This window comes from Actinomadura scrupuli (assembly GCF_050971785.1).
In the GTDB taxonomy this organism is placed as follows: Bacteria; Actinomycetota; Actinomycetes; order Streptosporangiales; family Streptosporangiaceae; genus Actinomadura_E; species Actinomadura_E scrupuli.
Genome location: NZ_JBPCCU010000004.1, coordinates 465,616 through 485,180, shown reverse-complemented (window position 1 = coordinate 485,180; position 19,565 = coordinate 465,616). Strand labels below are relative to the sequence as shown.

Annotated in this window: 14 protein-coding genes and 3 tRNA genes; 9 read left to right on the top strand and 8 right to left on the bottom strand. The window is 69.6% G+C overall.

The genetic code is table 11. The annotated features are described in order from the left end of the window. The first annotated feature begins 115 nt into the window (after positions 1-115). A complete protein-coding gene (locus ACRYCC_RS21530) occupies positions 116-1,669 on the top strand; it encodes a serine/threonine-protein kinase (RefSeq protein ID WP_433814659.1) in 1,554 nt (517 codons plus the stop codon). Positions 1,670-1,676: 7 nt separating this feature from the next. Here the strand turns inward: ACRYCC_RS21530 and ACRYCC_RS21525 are convergent, their stop codons facing one another. Beyond that, positions 1,677-2,510, bottom strand: coding sequence for a hypothetical protein (locus ACRYCC_RS21525; protein ID WP_433814657.1), 834 nt, complete (start codon positions 2,508-2,510; stop codon positions 1,677-1,679). 307 nt (positions 2,511-2,817) lie between these two features. On the opposite strand from ACRYCC_RS21525, the gene ACRYCC_RS21520 reads away from it, so the two are divergent. The 5 genes from ACRYCC_RS21520 (at position 2,818) to ACRYCC_RS21500 (ending at position 6,018) form a co-directional block, all read left to right on the top strand. Next, entirely contained in the window at positions 2,818-3,021 is a 204-nt protein-coding gene (locus tag ACRYCC_RS21520; RefSeq protein ID WP_433814655.1) for a hypothetical protein, read from the top strand. A gap of 82 nt (positions 3,022-3,103) precedes the next feature. Continuing rightward, positions 3,104-3,175, top strand: a tRNA-Gly gene (locus tag ACRYCC_RS21515). Between the two features lie 27 nt (positions 3,176-3,202). Then, positions 3,203-3,273 (top strand) — tRNA-Cys (locus ACRYCC_RS21510). A gap of 13 nt (positions 3,274-3,286) precedes the next feature. Further along, positions 3,287-3,361: transfer RNA gene (locus tag ACRYCC_RS21505), tRNA-Val, on the top strand. Positions 3,362-3,885: 524 nt separating this feature from the next. Next, entirely contained in the window at positions 3,886-6,018 is a 2,133-nt protein-coding gene (locus ACRYCC_RS21500; RefSeq protein ID WP_433815041.1) for a prolyl oligopeptidase family serine peptidase, read from the top strand. A 339-nt stretch (positions 6,019-6,357) separates the two neighbouring features. On the opposite strand, the gene ACRYCC_RS21495 is transcribed toward ACRYCC_RS21500, so the two are convergent. The 6 genes from ACRYCC_RS21495 to ACRYCC_RS21470 all read right to left on the bottom strand — a co-directional run bounded on the left by ACRYCC_RS21495 (position 6,358) and on the right by ACRYCC_RS21470 (position 17,523). Then, positions 6,358-6,774 (bottom strand): nuclear transport factor 2 family protein, encoded by a 417-nt coding sequence (locus tag ACRYCC_RS21495; RefSeq protein WP_433814654.1) that lies wholly within the window; start codon positions 6,772-6,774, stop codon positions 6,358-6,360. Between the two features lie 210 nt (positions 6,775-6,984). Beyond that, positions 6,985-8,901, bottom strand: a complete 1,917-nt coding sequence (locus ACRYCC_RS21490; RefSeq protein WP_433814652.1) for a pentapeptide repeat-containing protein — start codon at positions 8,899-8,901, stop codon at positions 6,985-6,987. A 92-nt stretch (positions 8,902-8,993) separates the two neighbouring features. Further along, a complete protein-coding gene (locus tag ACRYCC_RS21485) occupies positions 8,994-14,483 on the bottom strand; it encodes an ATP-binding protein (RefSeq protein ID WP_433814650.1) in 5,490 nt (1,829 codons plus the stop codon). Between the two features lie 336 nt (positions 14,484-14,819). Beyond that, entirely contained in the window at positions 14,820-15,230 is a 411-nt protein-coding gene (locus tag ACRYCC_RS21480) for a VOC family protein (RefSeq protein WP_433814648.1), read from the bottom strand. A gap of 10 nt (positions 15,231-15,240) precedes the next feature. Continuing rightward, complete coding sequence (locus ACRYCC_RS21475) at positions 15,241-15,681, bottom strand: helix-turn-helix transcriptional regulator (protein WP_433814646.1); 441 nt, start codon at positions 15,679-15,681, stop codon at positions 15,241-15,243. A gap of 42 nt (positions 15,682-15,723) precedes the next feature. Further along, entirely contained in the window at positions 15,724-17,523 is a 1,800-nt protein-coding gene (locus ACRYCC_RS21470; RefSeq protein WP_433815039.1) for a sensor histidine kinase, read from the bottom strand. A 238-nt stretch (positions 17,524-17,761) separates the two neighbouring features. Here ACRYCC_RS21470 and ACRYCC_RS21465 point away from each other — a divergent pair, with 238 nt between their 5' ends. Beyond that, positions 17,762-18,421, top strand: coding sequence for a response regulator (locus tag ACRYCC_RS21465; protein ID WP_433814644.1), 660 nt, complete (start codon positions 17,762-17,764; stop codon positions 18,419-18,421). Here ACRYCC_RS21465 and ACRYCC_RS21460 read toward each other — a convergent pair. Then, a complete protein-coding gene (locus tag ACRYCC_RS21460) occupies positions 18,396-18,788 on the bottom strand; it encodes a response regulator (RefSeq protein WP_433814642.1) in 393 nt (130 codons plus the stop codon). The genes ACRYCC_RS21465 and ACRYCC_RS21460 overlap by 26 nt on opposite strands. Before the next feature lie 180 nt (positions 18,789-18,968). Between ACRYCC_RS21460 and ACRYCC_RS21455 the strand changes: the two genes are divergently transcribed. Together ACRYCC_RS21455 and ACRYCC_RS21450 are read left to right on the top strand one after the other, a co-directional pair. After that, positions 18,969-19,163 carry a DUF5999 family protein gene (locus tag ACRYCC_RS21455; protein WP_433814641.1) on the top strand — a complete coding sequence of 65 codons (195 nt, stop codon included), beginning with the start codon at positions 18,969-18,971 and terminating at the stop codon, positions 19,161-19,163. Beyond that, complete coding sequence (locus tag ACRYCC_RS21450) at positions 19,160-19,564, top strand: ATP-binding protein (protein ID WP_433814639.1); 405 nt, start codon at positions 19,160-19,162, stop codon at positions 19,562-19,564. The genes ACRYCC_RS21455 and ACRYCC_RS21450 overlap by 4 nt, the downstream gene beginning before the upstream one ends. Position 19,565 lies beyond the last annotated feature (1 nt).

Genomic DNA, 19,565 nt, shown 5'->3' with positions numbered 1-19,565 from the left:
CCAGGTCGGCTGTACGACTCTTACAGGCCGATAGTCCGGAATGCACTTTCCGCACGCAATCTACCTCGCGGGCCACCGGCAACAGGGAGGATGGTCGAGTACCGAAGGAGGTCAGGTGTCGTTCGAGTCCCTGTCAAGACGGGACCCGCGGCGGATCGGGTCGTACACCCTGCTGGCCCGGCTGGGCGCCGGCGCGATGGGCCGGGTCTACCTCGGGCGGTCGGCCGCCGGGCGGCTGGTCGCGGTCAAGACGATCAGGGCCGAGTACGCCGAGGAGCCCGACTTCCGGGTCCGCTTCGCCGAGGAGGTCGGGGCCGCCCGGCGGGTCAGCGGCGCCTTCACCGCGCCCGTGGTCGGGGCGGATGCCGACGCGGAGGTGCCCTGGCTCGCCACCTCCTACGTGCCCGCGCCGTCGCTGGAGCGGCTGGTGCGGGAGTGCGGCCCGCTCCCGGTGCCCGCCGTCCGATGGCTGGCCGCGGGCTGCGCCGAGGCCCTGGAGTCGATCCACGAGGCCAACCTGGTGCACCGCGACCTGAAGCCGTCCAACGTGCTGGTCTCGCTGGACGGGCCCCGGGTCATCGACTTCGGCGTGGCGCGGGCGATGGAGCGGGCGACGCTCACCGCCACCCGCCAGGCGGTCGGGACGCCCGCGTTCATGGCCCCGGAGCAGGCCCGCGACACCCGGCAGGTGGGACCGGCGAGCGACGTGTTCTCGCTGGGCTCCACCCTCGCGTTCGCCGCGACCGGGCACTCCCCGTACCGCGGCCGGACGGTGACCGACATCCTGGTCCGGCTGGCCACCGAGCCGCCCGACCTCACCGGCCTGCCCGACGAGCTGCACGCCATCGTGACCGCCTGCCTGCGGCGGGATCCGGCCGAACGGCCCGCCCCAGCCGAGCTGCTCGCCGAGCTGGCCCCGGTGACCCACGACGATCTGGGCCACGAGCTGGCCCACACCCTGCTCCCGGCACCCGCACTGGCCCTGATCGAGGAATGGCGCCGCGGCCCGCGGCCGTCCGAGCCCGGGACCGAGGACCGTACGCTCGACTCGCTGACCCCCACGACCGGCCACGACCTGGAACCGCCGGCGCCGGCCCCGGCCGCGTCCGCGCCGGGACTCCGGGGCCGGGCAGAGCGGCTGTCCCGCTCCTCGATGGCCAGGTTGCGCCGGTCCGGGCGGACGCTGTCGGTGGTGGGGTCGATCGCCGCGGTCGCCGGTCTGCTGGTCGTGTGCGGCGTCGTGGCCCCCTCGCTGAAGGACCCGCCCAAGGACCCGCCCAAGAACTCGCCCTCCTCTCAGCGCCCCCCGCCGATGGCGCCGCCCCTGGGTCCGCCGCAGGGGCCGCCCCGGGGCCCGGCGTCCGGTGCCTCCGACCGGCCCACCGGCAATCCCCGGATCGAGGTCAACCAGCCGTACGGCGACGGCGACACCGTGTTCGTGCTGCACGGCACCGGGTGGACGCCGGGCCAGCGGATCACGGTGCGGCTCACCGGGAGCCGCACGTCACCGGACACGCCCACCGTCGACCAGGCGGGCACCTTCAACTACGCCGTCAACCAGGGTCACGAGTTCTTCCCCGGTCGGGTCCCCCCGGGGACGCACCACGCCGTGGTGACCCCGTACGGAGGCGGCGCCCGGGTCGAGGTCGCCTTCGTCGTCCATCCCTAGCGGCGGCCTACTCGCTCGGCGGGCTCCACCACAGCTGCTCCTGCCGGGACCGCCAGCCGGGATCGTCGAGGCGTACCAGGTCCGCCGGGCCGATGATGGCGTTCTCGATCAGCACGCCCACCACCACCTCGTCGGAGAGCCGGGTCCCCGCGCGCACCAGGCCGCGTTCGAGGATCTTGCGGCGGAGAACCCGCAGATGCTCGCCCACGCGGGCCGAGAGCCGGTCCCGGAACATCTGGTCGGCGTCGAAGCGCTCGAGCTCGTAGTGGGCGTCGGTCACCGCCAGCGCGGCCCGGGCGATCTCGGGGGTACGGGGCAGCGGCGTCGTGCGAGACGGGTCGATCAGCCAGGGCCGGCACCAGAGCAGGGCCACCAGGAACACCTTCGTCCCCGGGTCCAGCGACAGCGGGAGCAGGGTCTGCTCGTCGTCCGGCCGCGTCCCGGCGGACCCCCACGGGGCGTCCATCGCCTCGGCGACCATCACCAGCAACGGCCGGCCCTCGTCCAGCATCGCCCGCGAGCCCACCAGCACCGTGCCGGCCCGCAGGAACCAGCCACCGCGCGGCTCGTCCTCGGCCTCCTCCAGCCGGGGCAGCCGCACCCGGTATCCGTCGCTCTCGCTGTAGAGGGCGTGGGTACGGCTCAGGTTGGCCACCCAGGCCCCGCCGCGCACCGCGTTGATCACTCCGGCCCTGCGGGACAGCCCGCGCCCCTCCGGGATCGTCAGGTCCGCGGCCGGTCCCCGGCCGAACACGAGCCGATCTCCCTCGGCGATCACCACCACGCTGCCGGACGGTGTGGTGACGTGCGCTTTGGACGACGGTGCCTGATCGAGCGCCATGGTCATCTCTCGTTCGAGTGCGCATCACACTTCGTACCCGCGGATTCTAGATCCGTGCCGCTTGCCCGGGGAGCCCTCGGGAGCACCGGATGGCGATGTGTGACCAACTGGACACTCTACGCACACCCGGACTTCGGGGATGGCCTGGTGTCCCGAAACGAGGTTGGCTGTGATCGGCCCCCGGGGCGCTAGGCGTCATCAGCAGCACCGGGGAGGAGGGGATCCGACCCACGGCCGGGCCCCGGTACGCCCAACACGGGGGCGTGCCCCGGGGGCCCGCCACCCCGTTCCGCGAAACGAGCCGACCGTGCCCGAATTCCGCACCGCCGACGACGACCTGCTCGCACTTACCCTGTTCTCGACCTGGGCCGTGCGGACCGGCCGAACCCTGCGCGCCGCGCACCCGGAGGAGCTCACCGAGGACGAGCTCATCGAGTTCTGGGCGGAGATGCCCGTCCCGGCCGCCTGGCGCCCGCCGCCGCCCGAACGGAGCGGCGCGGATCCCGGTTAACCCCGTGGTGTGTGCACGGAGAGGTCGCCGAGTCCGCTAGAGTTTACGTCGTTGGACCGGGGCGGCAGCCCAGGGCCGGCACGCGGAAGTGGCTCAGTGGTAGAGCATCACCTTGCCAAGGTGAGGGTCGCGGGTTCGAATCCCGTCTTCCGCTCTGAGGGGCCACCCAGGTCGGCCTCACGGTGGAGTGGCCGAGAGGCGAGGCAACGGCCTGCAAAGCCGTGTACACGGGTTCAAATCCCGTCTCCACCTCGAGCAGGTTCCCGGGCGATTAGCTCAGCGGGAGAGCGCTTCCCTGACACGGAAGAGGTCACTGGTTCAATCCCAGTATCGCCCACCACATCACCCGGTTCAGACCACGTGTCCGAGCCGGGTTTTCTGGTCTTAGGGGTCAGGCGCGTGCCGGTCCACGATCTCGCGCCCGGCGAAAAGGCTTGGAATTACTTTTGCGCGAGATCGATCCTCACATGGCATACCGGTACGCCTTCTTCTCTTGCACGTAATTTTAGCCGCGGAATAACCAATACGGCCGGCCGGCTCTCCGGTCCGCACGCGCCGAGGATTCACGGGGATTAACGCTCACCGTCGCGAGCGACACCCGTGTTTATCCGATCGCAGGCACGGGTAGAGTTGTTGCCGTAATCGCCCATTCCGGGCGAATCGACAGATCCGGGAGGCTGACATGAATGGACACCTACCGTATCGTGAAACCACTCCTGCTGCCCGATGTGGGGGCGTGCGCGGCTGGCAGGCGGACATTCTTCGCGGCGAGTCGTAGCTGAATGAGCCGAGGTACTGCGGTGCGCACAGGCCGCAGTACCTCGACCTGTGCGCAGGCGGGGCGATGCATTTTGGGGGGCGTTCATGGTGCGATTGTCCTACCCTGCCGCTTGGCGCAGCGATGTGGTGGAGGATCTGTTCGGATTCCTGGTATCCGATCCCTATCGGTGGCTGGAAGACGGCGATGATGCGCACGTGCGCGACTGGGCGGCGGCCCAGGATCGTCTCTTCCGCGCCTGTCGCGCCGGATGGCGTGCGAAGCGATCGTGGGCGTCCTTGCTGGATCAGGTGTCGTCCTTCGGGGTGTCGGAGCCTCCGCTGGTGCGTGGTCCGGTCATGTTCCTCGCCGAGCAGCTCCGCGGGGACGAGCAACGGCGCCTGCTCGTCGTGGACGCCGAGGGCAACAGGCGGGTGCTGGTCGATCCGGTAGAGATCGATCCGTCCGGCCATACCGGGCTGTTCGCCTGGTGGCCATCGCGCGAGGGCGAACGTGTGGCCGTCCAGCTGGAGGTCGCCGAGCGGCCCGGCAGCGACATCATGGTGCTGGACGTGCGTACCGGCGAGACGGTGGACGGGCCGTTGCCACGAGCGCGTAACACCTCGCTCGCCTGGCTGCCGGGAGGGGAGGCGTTCTACTACGTCAGCCGTGTTCCCGATGAGGAACTGGCCCCCGGCGACATGCGTCTGCAGCGGCGGGTGAGGTTGCATCGGATCGGTTCGCCCTGGCAGACCGATGCGACGGTGTTCGGCGGCGCCGACGCGCCGGACCACTATTACGGGCTCACGGTCAGCGCCGACGGCCGTCATCTGGCGATCACCGCGATGGCCGGGCCCGCCTCGCACAACGACGTGCACGTGGCCGAGCTGATCGATCCGGCGGCCCCGCATTTCGTCAGGCTCGTGGACGGACGCACCGTACGCGCCCGGGTTCTCCCCCGCTTCCTGGCCGGCGGCGATCTGCTGCTGGTCACCGACCACCAGGCCCCGTGCGGCCGCATCTGTACGGCGCACCGGCACGACACCGACCCGGCCGCCTGGCGCACGCTGGTGGCCGAAGATCCCCAGGCCCCTCTGGACGAGTGCCTGGTCCTGGACGACCCGGCACTTCCGCGGCCCCTGCTGCTGGTGGCACGCACCCGCCACGGCGCCTCCGCCCTGGCACTGCACGACCTGGCCAGTGGCCGGCTGCTCACCGGTCTGCCCCTTCCCGGCGCGGGCGTCGTGTCATCGCTGCGCGCGGACGTCCCATCCGGACATCGCGCATGGTTCAGTTACTGCGACGCGACCACGCCCCCCACCATCTATCGCTACGACGCCATCAGCGGGGAGACGGAACACGAGACCGGCGCGACAATGGCCGGAGACACGCCAGAGATCCGCAGCCGCAGCGTTCGCTGTCACGCCGGCGACGGCACCGAGATCACACTGTTCCTGTTCACCCCGGCCGAAGAACATCGGGGCCCCCGCCCCACCCTCCTTTACGGCTACGGCAGCTTCGGCATGCCGATGCGCCCATGGTTCTTCCCCCTGGCGGCCGCATGGGTGGCCGCCGGCGGCACCTACGCGGTCGCCTGTGTACGCGGAGGCGGCGAAGAGGGCCAGCACTGGCACGACGCCGGCCGCGGTCCGCACAAGCACCGCACGGTCAGCGACTTCAACGACGCCGCGACCTGGCTCATCAACACCGGCCGGACCACCCGCGACCAACTGACGATCTACGGCCAATCCGCCGGCGGACTACTGGTCACCGCCGCCGCCGTACAGCGACCGGACCTGTACGCCGCGGTCATCGCCGAAGGCCCGCTCTGTGACATGGTGCGCTACGAACACTTCGGCCTGGGATGCACATGGACGGACGAATTCGGTAGCGCCTCCCAAGCCGAGCAACTGCCATGGTTGCTCACCTACTCCCCGTACCACAACGTCACGCCCGGAGCGCGCTATCCCGCCTTCCTCCTCACCGGGGCGGTGACCGATCTGCAGACCGGAGAGGCCCACGTCACCAAGATGTGCGCGGCCCTCCAGCACGCCACCGGCGGTGACCGGCCGATCCTCATGCGCCGAGAACCCGACACCGCCCACTCCGCCTTCCCCGCGAGCAAAGAACGCGCCCTGGCCGCGGACATCCTCGCCTTCGCCGGAGAACACACCGGTCTGTCGCCGGAGGAGAGGACCGTCCGTCTCCACGAGACCGCCGCTGGAGGCGGCCCGGCGTAGCGGCACGGCAGATCGCGATCCAGTACTACCGCTACACCAACAACAGTGCGTTCATCAGTGGGTTGCGGACGAAGCTGGAAGCGGCGACCACGTACCATGCCACGAGACGTACGCCCTGTAACCGCTTCGAGGCCGCCGGACACGGCTTGAACTCAGCTCAGACCACCACCGTCTAAGGCCGTGCCCCAGTCGAACGTCCAGGCCATGACAGCAGTTTCCGGATCCCCGTTGGCCTGTCTCCCAACGAATGAGCGTCTCTCCGCGCAGGAGCAGGAGAGGCAGGAACTGCGCATGCTCGCGTTTCCCTCTCGGGTGACGCAGCGGCGGAATTGAGCTCTTTCAGGCCGAAGCCCAGCTGGCTGTACAGCTCCAACTGGTCGAAGTATTCGCGATGCGTTTGATCTTACCGTTCTCGACGAAAGTAGAGCAGGTAGACCGAAGAGTGATGGGACGGCCCGTTCCTTCCAGCTCACGCCCGTCCGGTAGCAGGAAGGGGCCGTCATGCGTCCCGGTCATCGTCCATTCTGTGACCGCCGGGTTGTCGCAGTCGCCGAGCTCGAACCACGGCGTCAGCCGGAGATCCGGGAAGCCCTTGAATATCTGTTCGTAGTACCAGGCGATCTGCTCATGTCCTTCTGCCACACCCGATGGCGTGACGTAGACCGCGTCTGGACTGTAGCAGTCGAGCACTCCCTGCAGATCGTGAGCGTTGATCGCCTCGCCGAGCCGGTGTTTGAGTTCCCAGAAAGTAGACATTGGATGTCCCTTGCTGGTGTTGGGGGCGGCCGACGCTCTCGATGCGCCGAGATGGCACTGCCCCAGCGCCTGGTCGGCGCCTGATCCGAACACAACTTACGAAATTTGATCGTATCCAGTGAAGAGTCAGACCCTGACTACGCGCACACCAAGAACATGCCACGGTTCCCCCACCGGCTCCTCTGTGGGCAGCCGGGGGGCACCCCGGCTTCAGCGTTTGACACGGTTGCGGACGGCGAGCACAGAGAAGCCGAGGAACAGCGGGCCGAGGATCCGGGCGGTGATGTCGACGTACCGGCCGGTGGTGGTGAGCTCGGTGTCCGGGGCGCGAAAGATGACGGCGTTCAGGGTGATCTCGGTGGCCTTCTCGATCCGGTCGGAAAGCTGCTCCGTGGGTTCGGACTGATGCACGGTCACCCTGATCGGCTGAACGGTGCCGGTGCCGGTGGCGGACAGGGTCCCGTCGGCCTTCAGGTCCTTGCCGGTGGCCGGGAATCCCCAGAGCGTCAACGTCACGATCGTCGCCGCGACCACTCCGGCAAGGCAGATCAGCGCACGGCGGGCCCGCAGCGCGTACCCCGACGTCGCCCAGTAGGCGTTCAGGATCCACCGGTCCGGGCGGCGGCCTCTCTGCACGATCGCCAGCAATCCCTCCCGGCGGAGGTTGTCCCGCATGACCGCGCGTCGCATCTCCATCTCGCCGTAGTAGAAATCCGCCGCTCCCGGCTCGTTCTTCCCCTCCTCGAATGCCTTACGAAGTTGGCGATACAGCACCTGCAGCCGATCCGGTCCCACCACCTCCACCCCGTCTGGTGCGGCCGTCCACCGTTCGGCCCTCCTGGACTGCTGGTCGTGCCGCCAGTGGTGTTCCTCCACCAGCACCTGCCGCGCTCCGGAGGGATCGGTGGCGAAGACGCACCGGCCGTCGAACTTGATCTGGTCGAGACGATGGATACCGGTGAAGCGGCACCGGCTGAGGTCGACATCGGTGAGCACCAGCCTCTCGGCGTCCATCCCCCGCAACGAGACCACCGCCACCGGACGGACCCCGCCAGAGCCGGTCACCGGCAGGTGGGCCTCGTCGACCCCTTCCTCCGGATGCTGCAGACCGTGCATCGTGAACGGCCCGGTGAACACCGCGTCCTCGACGTCCACCTCGGTACCGCGCAACCGCAACGCCACCCGGCCGGACGACCGCATTCCCACCACCGAGAGCTCGGCGATCGGCCCCTCCACCACCAGTTCTCCCGACACCTCGGCCCGCTCGAGGTTCAGCCGGGCCGCTGGACCTCGCAGGTGCGCCGTACCTCCAAACGCCACTCCCCCGAAATCGCCGGTACCTGTGAAGGCCGCACCGCTGAAGTCGGCGGTCCCGGCGAACGTCGTATCGCTGAAGTCGGCGTCCCTGGAGAACGTCGCACCGCTGAAACTGGCGGCCTGGAACGTCAGCTGATGGAAGTAGGCGTCGGTGGCGAACGTCGCGCCGCTGAAGTTGGAATCTCCGGAGAAGGTGGCGTCGCGGAAGAGGAGGGCGTCGGTGAAGGCCGCACCGACGAAGTAGGAGATCTCCGCGAAGGACGCGCCGGCGAAGTTCGCGACCCCGGTGAAGGTCACGTCACCGAAGTTCGCGACCTTGGTGAAGGTCACGTCACCGAAATTGGCGACCTCGGTGAAGTGGGCACCGGCGAAGTGGGCGCCATCGGCGAAAGTCGCCTTGCGGCAGAAGACGCCCCTGGTGAAGGTCGCGCCGGCGAAAAAGGCGACCCCTGCGAAAGTCGCGCCGGCGAAGTCGGCACGCCCCGTAAAGGTCACTCCAGTGAAGGAGGCGAGCTCCGCGAAAGTCGCGCCGTTGAAGTCGGCGTCGCCGATGGAGCCGGTGCCGTCCGGCAGGCGAAGGACGGCCGTCAGGCGTTGGAGCAGCCCTGCGGAGAAGACGACACCACGGGCATGGACGGGAGCACCTGGCGTGAGCTCGGCGAGATGGGCGTCCAGAGCGTTCGGATCCAGGTGCGCCAGGCAACGGCCATCGGCGGTGACGGCCGCTCCGCAGGGTTCGCCGGCCTCCGCGGAGGGCCGGAGGGACGGTTCCTGGCAGGACGAGGACGGGAGCAGAGGAGAGTCGGCCATGCCTGCTTTCTACGGTGTACCCGGCATCTGCGTCCGGGCGGATGTGGAGACAGCATCGCAACCGTTAGCCACCCGCCGGCTCATGCGACTCGTCAGACCTGCCGGGCGAGGCCCTTCTCGACCGCCTCGATGATCTGCGGGCGCAGCTCGGCGCAGCTGATGATCGCGTCCACCGAGCCGACGTCGACCGCCCGCTGGATGCTGTGCACGCGGTCGAACTCGGTGGCCACCTCGGTGAGCTTCTCGGCCCGTACGGACGACCGCAGCTCGGCGAGCTCGGCGGCCAACGCGGACCGCCTGGCAGCCGGCGCCTCCGCCACCCGGGCGGCGAGCGCGAGCACGCGGGGGTCGTTGCCGGTCCGCTTGTCGACGTCGCGTGCGAAGACCACCGCGGCGGCCGGGGCACCACCGAGCACCGAGGCGAACGAGCCCTCGACCGCGAGCACGGTCATGTTCGGGTTGAGCGCCTTGGAGAACACCACGAACGCGCCGCCGTGGTACCGCGAGATCACGCAGAACACGATGGGGCCCTTGAAGTTCACTACCGCGCGGCCGATCTCCGCGCCGTACTCCAGTTGCAGCTTGCGCATCGATTCGGGCGACCCGTCGAAGCCGGACAGGTTGGCCAGCACGACCAGCGGGCGGTTCCCGCTGGCGGCGTTGATGGCCCGGGCGGCCTTCTTGGACGAGCGGGGGAACAGGGTGCCCGCGGTGTAGGTGTCCGGACCGTCGGTGGGAGGGAATCCGCGACGCGGCACGGGCCGGGACTCGATGCCCAGCAGGCACACCGGCCGGCCGCCGAGGTGGACGTCCTGGACCGCGGCGGTGTCCGCGTCGGCCATGCCCGCCCACCGCTCCAGCACCGGGTGGTCCTGATCGGACAGGGCCCGCATGACGGTACGGATGTCGAACGGCTTCTTGCGGTCCGGGTTGTACTCGACGGAGAAGATCTGGCCCACCGTCGTGAAGTCGCTGTCCGGTGCGGTGTGCGGGAACGTCGACACGTCGCGGTCCACCGGGTCGCTGGTGACCGTCTTGCGCGGCCCGTCCTCCCCCGGCGCGACGTAGCTGTGGTCGTAGTGCGACATCAGGATCTCCCGCGCACCGCGGATGTCGCGCGCCCAGTACTGCGCCTGGCCGTTCGGACCCATGATCCGGTCGTACCCGCCGATGCCGTGGTTGTCCTCGGCGGACACACCGCCGGAGAAGTCGAGCGACTGCTTGCCCGTCAGCACCATCGCGGAGTCCGGCGTCATCACCAGGATGCCCTTGGTGTGCATGAGCATCGTGGCCTCGGCGTTCCAGTACGGCTGGGCGCCGACGTTGATGCCCGCGACCACGATGTTGATCTCGCCGCCGTCCTGGGTGAAGTTCACGATCCGCTTCAGCGCGGCCGCCACCCAGTCCATGTTCTCGGTGCCGGACGACATCGAGATCCGGGCGCCCGCGGAGAGCGCGAACCACTCCAGCGGCACCCGCATCCGCTCGGCCAGGTCGAGCGCGGCGATCACCCGCGCGCACTCGGGCTCGGACAGCGCGCCGAGCGCCTTCGTCGGGTCGCCCAGCAGCACGACGCGGGTCATGCCCTCCGGGTGGCGCGGCGTGGGCGTGCTGACGACACCCGCGACGAGCGCGGCGGTGTTGCGTCCCTTGGGCCGGTTCACCGGCACCAGCGTCGAGTGCTCGTCCAGGTCGTACTCGGTGAACGAGCCGAACGGCCCGGCGAGCATGCCGGTCAGCTCGTACGGGTAGTGGGTGCCGCGGCTGTTGGCGCGCAGCACCTCCTGGCGGTAGTCGTCCAGCGGCTCGATGGGCTCGGTGGGCGGCGGCTCGACGGACAGCCGCACGCCGGAGCCCACGTCGTAGCCGATCCGGACGGCGATGTCGACGAGCTCGCCGGTGGCGCCGTCGCGGCGCCTACCGAGGAACAGCACCTCCTCCAGGCCCGCGCCCGCCGTCGTCGGCAGACCGCGCTTCGCCACGGTGTTCAGCTCGTCCGGCGAGAGGTCGATCGGCGGCCACACGTAGATGACGATCCGGTTCGTGGCGGACGTCTTCGCGCCGGGCTTCTTGGCCCGGCGGATCGCGTCGAGACACGTGGCCAGGACGTCCTCGGCCGCGGGCAGCGCGACGAGCCTGCCCTCGTCGTCGCGCAACGGCGTCAGGTCGCGGACCTGACCCAGGGCGACGAGGCGTTCGTCGGAGGCGTTCTGCCGTGCCACGGCCCGGAAGAGGTAGACCTCCTCGTCGGGCGAGGGCAGCCGGGTGAGGTCGAAGTCGCGCAACCGCTCCAGCTGCATGCGCTCGGCGATGCGCGGGTGCAGACCGCGCAGCAGCCGCTCCTCCACGAAACCGTCCGCGGACGGTCGGAAGGTGAAGTGGTGGTGCATCACGGCGCCGCTGTTGCCCGCGACGGTCGTGGTGATGCGGCGGACCCGGTTCGACGGCTGCTGCGCGGCCAGGACCTCGCGCAGGCGCGTGGCCATCTCGTCGGGATCGCTCGGACCGTCCGACCAGGTGAGGTAGACGTCCGCCACCAGCTCGCCGTCACCGGCGAACTCATCGACCGGCTTGACCGCCTCGGCCAGCGCCGGGAAGTCGACGGCGGTGGTCACGACGCGGCCGTCGCCGGTCGCGGTGTGGTGGTCGGCGACGACGAACGTGCAGCCCGCCACCTTGCTCACCCGGAAGTTGCTGAGCGCGCGGTTGCCGTAGTAGCGGCGGGTCAGCACCTCCAGCAGCGGTACGGGGTCCGTGCCTTCGCGGCCGATCCGCTGGCCGACCAGCCGGACCAGCGGCTCGGCGCTGGCGACCATGGCGGAGATCCGCTCGGCGCGGTCGGGCGAGTCCGGGTGCTGGTCGAGGTGGCGCAGGTGCTTGCGCACGGCCGTGTAGACCTTGGCGCGGGTGCGGCGCAGCAGCGGCTGGGCGAACCAGACGAACACGACGCCGCGCGCCAGGTCCGCGACGGCCGGGAACCGGACCTGGGTGGCGGCGACCAGGTGCTCCAGCGCCAGGCCGATGGTGACGCGGTCCGCCTCGGCGGGCGGGGCCTCGCTCACCCACAGGCGCAGCAGGGTCGTCACCACGACGACGTCGGCGGACGCGCGCTGCTGGGCCAGGAAGATCCGGAAGACCGCGTTCTCCAGCTCCGGCGTGCGTTCCAGCCCTTCGACGCCGTAGCGGGACAGTACGTGCGTGAGTCGCTGCTGGAAGTTCTCCGACAGCCCGGAGCGGTCCGGGTCGAGGTACTGCAGGTACGTGTGGAAGAACTCGCGGGGGCTGTGCACCGCGGAGTTGGACTTCGACTCCTCGCCGGCGGGCCGGTTGCGGCTCAGCTCGCTCAGGTCGGCGAACATGCGGAGCAGCTCGACCTCACCTGCCGGCTCGTGCTTGCCCTCCGCGACGAGCTCGGCGCGCGCGGCCAGGTAGTTGGCGAGCAGGCGCTTCTCGTCCTGTGAGTCGATGTCGAAGCCGAGCAGGAGGCTGCGCAGGTCCTGCAGGCCACGCGCGGCCCGCTCGGCCGCGGGCAGGTCCACCTGCTCGGACGGTAGGTCCAGGTCGACCTCCTTCGAGGCGGCAGCGGGACCCGCCGCCTCGTCGCCGTCACCCAGCGCCTCCAGGCGGAGCAGCCGGGCGCCGGCCTCGACCTGGCTGCCGACCGACACCGCGAGCTCCCGCACGCGGCCGCGGAACGGCGCGCGCAGCACGGTCTCCATCTTCATGCTCTCGACCACGAGCAGCGGCGCACCGGCCTCGACCTCGTCGCCCGCCTGCAGCGGCGTGGCCACCACGAGCGCGGGCACGGGGGAACGCACGATGCCGCCCTCGTCGCGGCTGATCCGGTGCGTGACGCCGTCGACCTCGACCAGGTGGATCGGACCGTGCGTGCTCGCGACGACCTTGAAGCGGGCGCCGTTCACGATGATCTGGCCGCTGTGCTCGTCGAAGCGCTCGACGTCGACGTCCGCCGCGTGCTCGGGGCCGCCCGCCGAGATGCCGATGCGGAACCGGTGGCCGCCGGTGCGGGCGACCTGGACGCGGTAGCCGACGTCGCGGAGCTTGAGCTCCAGCGCGCGGCCGCTCTCGTGCTGCGACTGCGGACGGCCGCCGTGCGCCGTGGACAGGAAACGCTGCCGCGTCACGGCCTCCTCGTCCTCGTAGGCCTCGATGGCGGCGGCGATCAGCGCGATCGCGGAGTGCTGGTGCGACACGAGGGCGCCCTGGGCGCGCACCCGGTCGATCCAGCCGGTGTCGGCGGACCCGTCGATCACCGCGGGCTCGTCGAGCAGCATGCGGACGAAGCCCTTGTTCGTCACGCCGCCCTCGATGATGACGGTCGTCTCCGTCATCGCGCGGCGCAGGCGGGCCAGCGCCTCCGCACGGTCACGGCCGTGCGCGATGATCTTTGCGATCATCGAGTCGAAGTCGGCGGGGATCGTGTCGCCCTCGCTGAACCCGGTGTCCACCCGGATGCCGGGGCCGCTGGGCAGCGCAAGCCGCGCGATCCGGCCGGGTGAGGGCGCGAAGTCGCGGTCGGGGTCCTCGGCGTTGAGGCGCGCCTCAACGGCGTGACCCCACTCCGCGGGCGCGTCGCCCTCGAGCTTGCCGCCCGCCGCGACGTGCAGCTGGGTCTTCACCAGGTCGACGCCGGTGGTGATCTCGGTGATCGGGTGCTCGACCTGCAGGCGCGTGTTGACCTCGAGGAACGCGAACAGCCGCTCGCCGGGGTGGTAGAGGAACTCGATGGTGCCCGCGCCCTGGTAGCCGACCGCGAGCACGAGCCGCTCGGCCGACGCCTTCAGCTCGGCGACCTGCTCGGCGTTCAGGACCGGCGAGGCGGACTCCTCGATGATCTTCTGGTTGCGGCGCTGCACGGAGCAGTCGCGGACGCCCAGCGCCCACGCGGTGCCATGCCCGTCCGCGATGACCTGTACCTCGACGTGCCGGGCGCCCGTCACCAGGCGCTCCAGGAACACCACGCCACTGCCGAACGCGCGCGCGGCTTCCTGGCGGGTCAGCTCGTAGGCCTGGGTCAGCTCGTCGGCGTCGGAGACCTTCCGGATACCACGACCGCCGCCACCGGCGGTCGCCTTCAGCATCAACGGGTAGCCGATCCGGTCCGCCGCGGCCTTCGCGTCCTCCAGCGTCTCCACCGGACCGCGGCTCCACGGCGCGACGGGCACACCGACCTCTTCGGCGATCAGCTTGGAGCCGATCTTGTCGCCCAGCTTGCGCATCGCCTCGGCGCTCGGGCCGACGAACGTCACGCCGATCCCGGCGCACAGGTCGGCGAACGCCGGGTCCTCCGCCACGAAGCCCCAACCGACCCAGGCCGCGTCCGCACCGGTCTCGACCAGGGCCTTCTTCAGGACCGCGTGGTCCAGATAGGGCCGGTCGGCGGCGAGCCCCAGGTCGTAGGCGATGTCCGCCTCGCGGACGAACGTGGCCGTCCGGTCGGAGTCGGTGTACAGGGCGACGGTCTCGATCCGTGTCCCCGTCTCCGCCGCGAGGTCCCGGACAGCGTGGATGAGCCGCATGGCGGCTTCACCCCGGTTGACGATGGCGACACGACTGAACACTGAGCGGGCCTTTCGAAGACGGTGAACACGGCGGCCGTCCCCGCCGCTACCGGGGTACATACTCTCGGCTGCCCCCGCATCCCGGAATGGCGGGAGCTAAGCGTGTTTCGCGGCCAGAGTTGTTGGGCTCCCACAAACCGCCGTCGGGTGGTGTGCCATGCAGCAGGGGTGATCTTGGTCGCGCGGCGGCTCGTGGACTCGGGGGTACGTCCAGACTAGCCGCGGGCGGGCGCCGGTGCGTTTGTCAGGCGGCGACAAAGACGCCGCGCGCGCCGCCGGCACCGGGGTCGTCCTGCCCGGTGCCGGCGACGCGCGGGAGCGCAGTGCTCCCGATGGTCATGCCTTGGGCGCCTGCGAGATGCGCACCGTGTTGCCCGAGGGGTCCCGGAACGCGCAGTCGCGCGGGCCCCAGGGCTGGTCGATGGGCTCCTGCAGCACCTCGGCGCCGGAGGCCCGCACCCTCTCGAAGGTCGCGTCGAGATCGTCGGTGCGGAACACGACCATCGGCAGGACACCCTTGATGAGCAGTTCCTGGAGGGCGTCCCCGTCGGCTTGGGACCGGCCGGCGTGCGGTTCGGAGAGAACGATCTCGAGGTCCGGCTGGGACTCGCTGCCGAGGGTGACCCAGCGGAACCCGTCCGAGGCGACGTCGTTGCGGACCTCGAGGCCGAGCCCGTCGCGGTAGAAGGCGAGCGACTCGTCCAGGTCGTTGACGGTGATATGGCAGTACTGAAGTGAAATGGTCATGTGTTCAACGCTAGACGGCGGCTGCGCGGACCGCTTCTCCGATCCTGACCGGTTGGCCCCGGGTCGGCCGGGTGCGCGCCTTGGCCACACACGAGGGCATCGCCTGCACGGCGCAGTGTTCCCGGGCCCGGTACGCGCTCGGCGTCATCCCCACGAGCTCGGTGAATCGCGAGCTGAACGAGCCGAGGGAGGTACAGCCGACCGCCATGCACGCGTCGGTCACGCTCATGCCCGCGCGCAGCAGCGCCATCGCCCGCTCGACCCGCCGGGTCATGAGGTAGCTGTACGGCGTCTCGCCGTAGGCCGCCCGGAACGCCCGGGAGAAGTGCCCCGGCGACATCAGCGCGTGGCGGGCCATCGCCGGCACGTCGAGCGGACGCGCGTACTCCCGGTCGACCAGATCCCGCGCCCGGCGCAGGTGCGCGAGGTTGGCAAGGTGCTGCTGGTCCATGGGACGAGCGTACCCTCTGCGCTCGCGGCGGCCGCCGGGACGTCAGGCCACGTCCGACAGCTCATGTACGGGAATCGTCACGTGGAGCGATGTGCCGTTCCCGACCGGACTCGTGATCTCGATGTTGCCGCCGAGCACGTCGACACGGTCGATGAGTCCGATGAGTCCTGAGCCGTGGCTCGGGTTGGCCCCTCCGGCTCCGTCGTCAGTGATCGACAGCCGGACGATCGTGTCCTCGACGGTGAGGTCGATGTGCACGAGGGACGCGTGGGCGTGCTTGGCCACGTTCGTCAGCGCCTCCGACGCGATGTAGTAGACGGCCGCCTCGATGGGCTCGGCCGGACGCCGGTCGGCGCGTATGTTGAGCTCGACCGGAATGCTGGAGCGGCGCGCGAGCATTTTGAGGGCCGGCCCGAGGCCGCCCTTGGAGAGGACCGCGGGGTGGAGGCCGCGGGAGATCTCCCTCAGGTCCTCGACGACCCCGGCCAGACCTCTCGCCGTGTGGGACAGGCGTGTCCTGAGCTCCCGTTGTTCGGCGGGCATGGTGGCTTCGGCCGCGCGCAGCTCGAGCCCGAGTGCGATGAGGCGCTGTTGCACCCCGTCGTGCAGGTCGCGCTCGATACGGCGCCGGGTCTGGTCCGCCGAGGCGACCAGGCGGGCGCGGGAGGCGGTGAGTTCCGTACGGCTCTCGGCGTTCCCGATCGCGGTCGCCACGAGCTCGGTGAAATGCAGCATGCGCTCTTCCGTGCCCGCGGGCAGCGGCTCCCTTCCCACCGAGAAGGCGACCATGGCACCCCACAGGCGACCCTCGACCACGATGGGGCAGCCGACCGAGGATCTGAGCCCCTTCTCCCGTGCCCAGGTGGCGATCTCACCGTCCCCTTCGTACCTGTCGAGCCGCTCTGGTCTTCCGGTCCGCCACACCCGCTCCGAAACGCTGCCCTTCTGGATCAGCCATTGTGAGCCGAGGGGTAGCAGCCGGTCGGAGAAGCGTTGATCGGCCCAGTTGCCGACGATGGTCATCATGCCGTCAGGTTCGAAGCGCGTCATGCCGATGTATCTCGCCTGCAGGATGTGACCCATCTCGCCGGCGACCGCCTTGAACACCTCGGGTTGCGCGACTCCGCGGGCGACGCAGGTGGCGACCCGTCTCAGCCCGGCCTGCTCCTCCGCGATCCGGCGGAAGTCATCGCGGCTGGCCTCCGCGGCCTCCGCCATCGCCCTGCGATCGCATGCCGCGCTCACCAGGGCCTCCAGCGAGGGGACCACCTGGTCGCGCAGACGCCACCTCGTGGGACCGGGCAGTCCGGCGGGCACCAGGAGCGTGCCGATCGTCTTCCCCTCATTACGCAGCGGAAACGCGACACGGCGCTCGTCGGCGGCGAGCACCGCGAGCTCGATCTTCGCGTACGGCAACTTGAGCGCCTGCGCGAGGCAGCGTGATGCCGTAGGCAGCGCCGAGCGTACGTCCTGGGTGCACAGCAGGATTTTTGCGAGCTCGACCATGAGGTCGGCGGTCCTCCGGTTGTCATCGGCCTCGACGGTCCGTGCCCGGGCCCATTGCGCGACATGACTGGCCAGCAGGGCGACGGTGAGGAAGACGGGGAAGACCACCCATCCCCGGCTGTCGAAGGTGGTGAGGGTATGAACCGGTGAGAGATGGAAGTAGTCGTAGGCGAGACCGCTGGCCACCGCCGTCGCGATCCCCAGCACCGGGCCCCATCCGGCCGAGACGACCAGCACACCGAGAAGGTAGACGATGCCGAGTGAGCTCACCGAGGCGACGTGCCGGAGCGGATAGAGCAAGAAAGTCTCCGCCAGGACGAAGGCGCCTCCCACCATTACTCCCAATTTGATGGGAGGAGGTGCCCGGCGCAGCACCGACGCCATGCTCGCATACACTTGTCAAGTGTACTCCGATATAACAAGCCGATTCGTCTGCTAAGACGCTCACATATGCACGGATGAGCTTCAGATGATTTCTTTATCATCATTTGGCGGCGCTGCGGGGAATGCTTGACTCACCCTTCCGAGAGCATTGTGGGGATGGCGGCAAACATCATCCCAGGGTGGCGAAGCGGTGAACGGAAGCCATAGACGGGTGGCGCTGGCGGACGATGACGTCCTGCTGCGCGAAGGACTCGCCAGCCTGCTCGAGCGGTCCGGGTTCGAAGTCGTCGGCCAGGCCGGAGACGGGTCGGAACTCCTGACTCTCGTCCGAGAGCGCCGGCCCGACCTCGCCATCATCGACATCCGGATGCCCCCCGCGCACAGCACCGAGGGTCTCGACTCCGCCCGCGTGATCCACAAGGAGTTCCCCCAGATGGGCATACTTCTGCTGTCGGCGCACGCCGAGGTCGAGCAGGCGATGGAGCTGCTCGCCAGCGGGCACCATGTCGGCTACCTGCTGAAGAGCCGGGTGATCGACGTCACCGACTTCATCGAGTCGATCGAGCGCATCGTACGGGGCGGCTCGGTCGTCGATCCCGGCGTGGTGCAGGAGCTCATCGCCGCCCGCCGCCGGAACGACCCGCTGAGCCTGCTCACGCAGCGCGAGCGTGAAGTGCTCGCGCTCATGGCGGAGGGACGGTCGAACGCCGGCATCGCCCACCAGCTGTGGATCACCGAGGGCACCGTCGAGAAGCACGTGCGCAGCATCCTGTCCAGACTGAGGCTGCCCGAGACCGAAGACGACCACCGACGGGTTCTCGCGGTCATCGCCTTCCTGGAATCCCGGTAGGTCCCGTCCTCCCCAGAATGTTGTTGATGGCCCTCCCCGAGATATCGGATTTCGGCAGGAACGCCACGGCGGGGCTGGCCTCCGTCAGGTCCGCGAAATCCATTTCGGCGTGCACCGAGATCAAGATCACGCTCGTCCGCTCCGCGTAGCCCGCTCCGTCGAGCCGCCAAGCGAGATCGAAGCCGCTCTCCTCGCCCAGTTCGACGTCGACGAGCGCGACGTCCGGGCGGAGATCTCCCACCAGATGAAGGGCCTGGGCGGTCGTCGACGCCATGCCGACCACGGCGATTCCCTCTCGTTCGAGCAGATCACGAGCGGCAACACGGAAGTGGTGATTGTCGTCGACGATGAGGCAGCGCAAAGCCATGCTCTCAGGATTTCAGCAAGATGCCGTCCTGGCATTGCAGCTAGCAGGTAGGGCCGGAGTCGTACTGGCACGGGCTCGAAAGAGGCGCTAACGGCGAAGACGGCGGACGCCCGCAGGGGCATCGTGGACAGCGGGAGTCCGGCCGGCTCCCTCACAGTCCGCGAACCAAAGGCAGAAATCATGTGCGAGCACCAGCCTCCGTGCCCCCCCGCCGAGGCTCCTGACCACCAGGCGGCCTGCATTGTGGCCTTCCACCCCGAGCAGGGCTGGGAACTGCTGTGCAATGGCGTGGTGGTCTTCGACGACCTCGGTGAGTTGCTGCCCGACGGACGCAGTGTCCCCAGCCACCGCGATCTCTATGGATGGGCAGCATGAAATGGGCCACCACCGCCATCGAACCACCGCGCATGCGCCGGGTCATCTGGTCGCTCATGTGCGATCCGGTCTCGGTTCCCCAGGCGCGCCATCTCATCCGCGAGCAACTGGCCGACTGGGGTCTGAGCGAGCAGAGCGACGCGGTCGAACTGCTCGCCAGTGAACTCGTCACCAACGCACTACGTCATGCGTGGGGCAATCCGACCCTGATCTTGTCCGTACAGGACGGCGCCCTGCGCTGCACGGTCAAGGACGAGAGTCCCGCCCTGCCTCACCTGTCCAATGCCGATCCCGACGAGGTAGGCGGCCTCGGGCTCCACCTGGTCGACCGGCTGTCGTCCTCCTGGGGCAGCAACCCCGTCTCCCAAGGAAAGATCGTCTGGTTCGAGATGCGCACCTAAT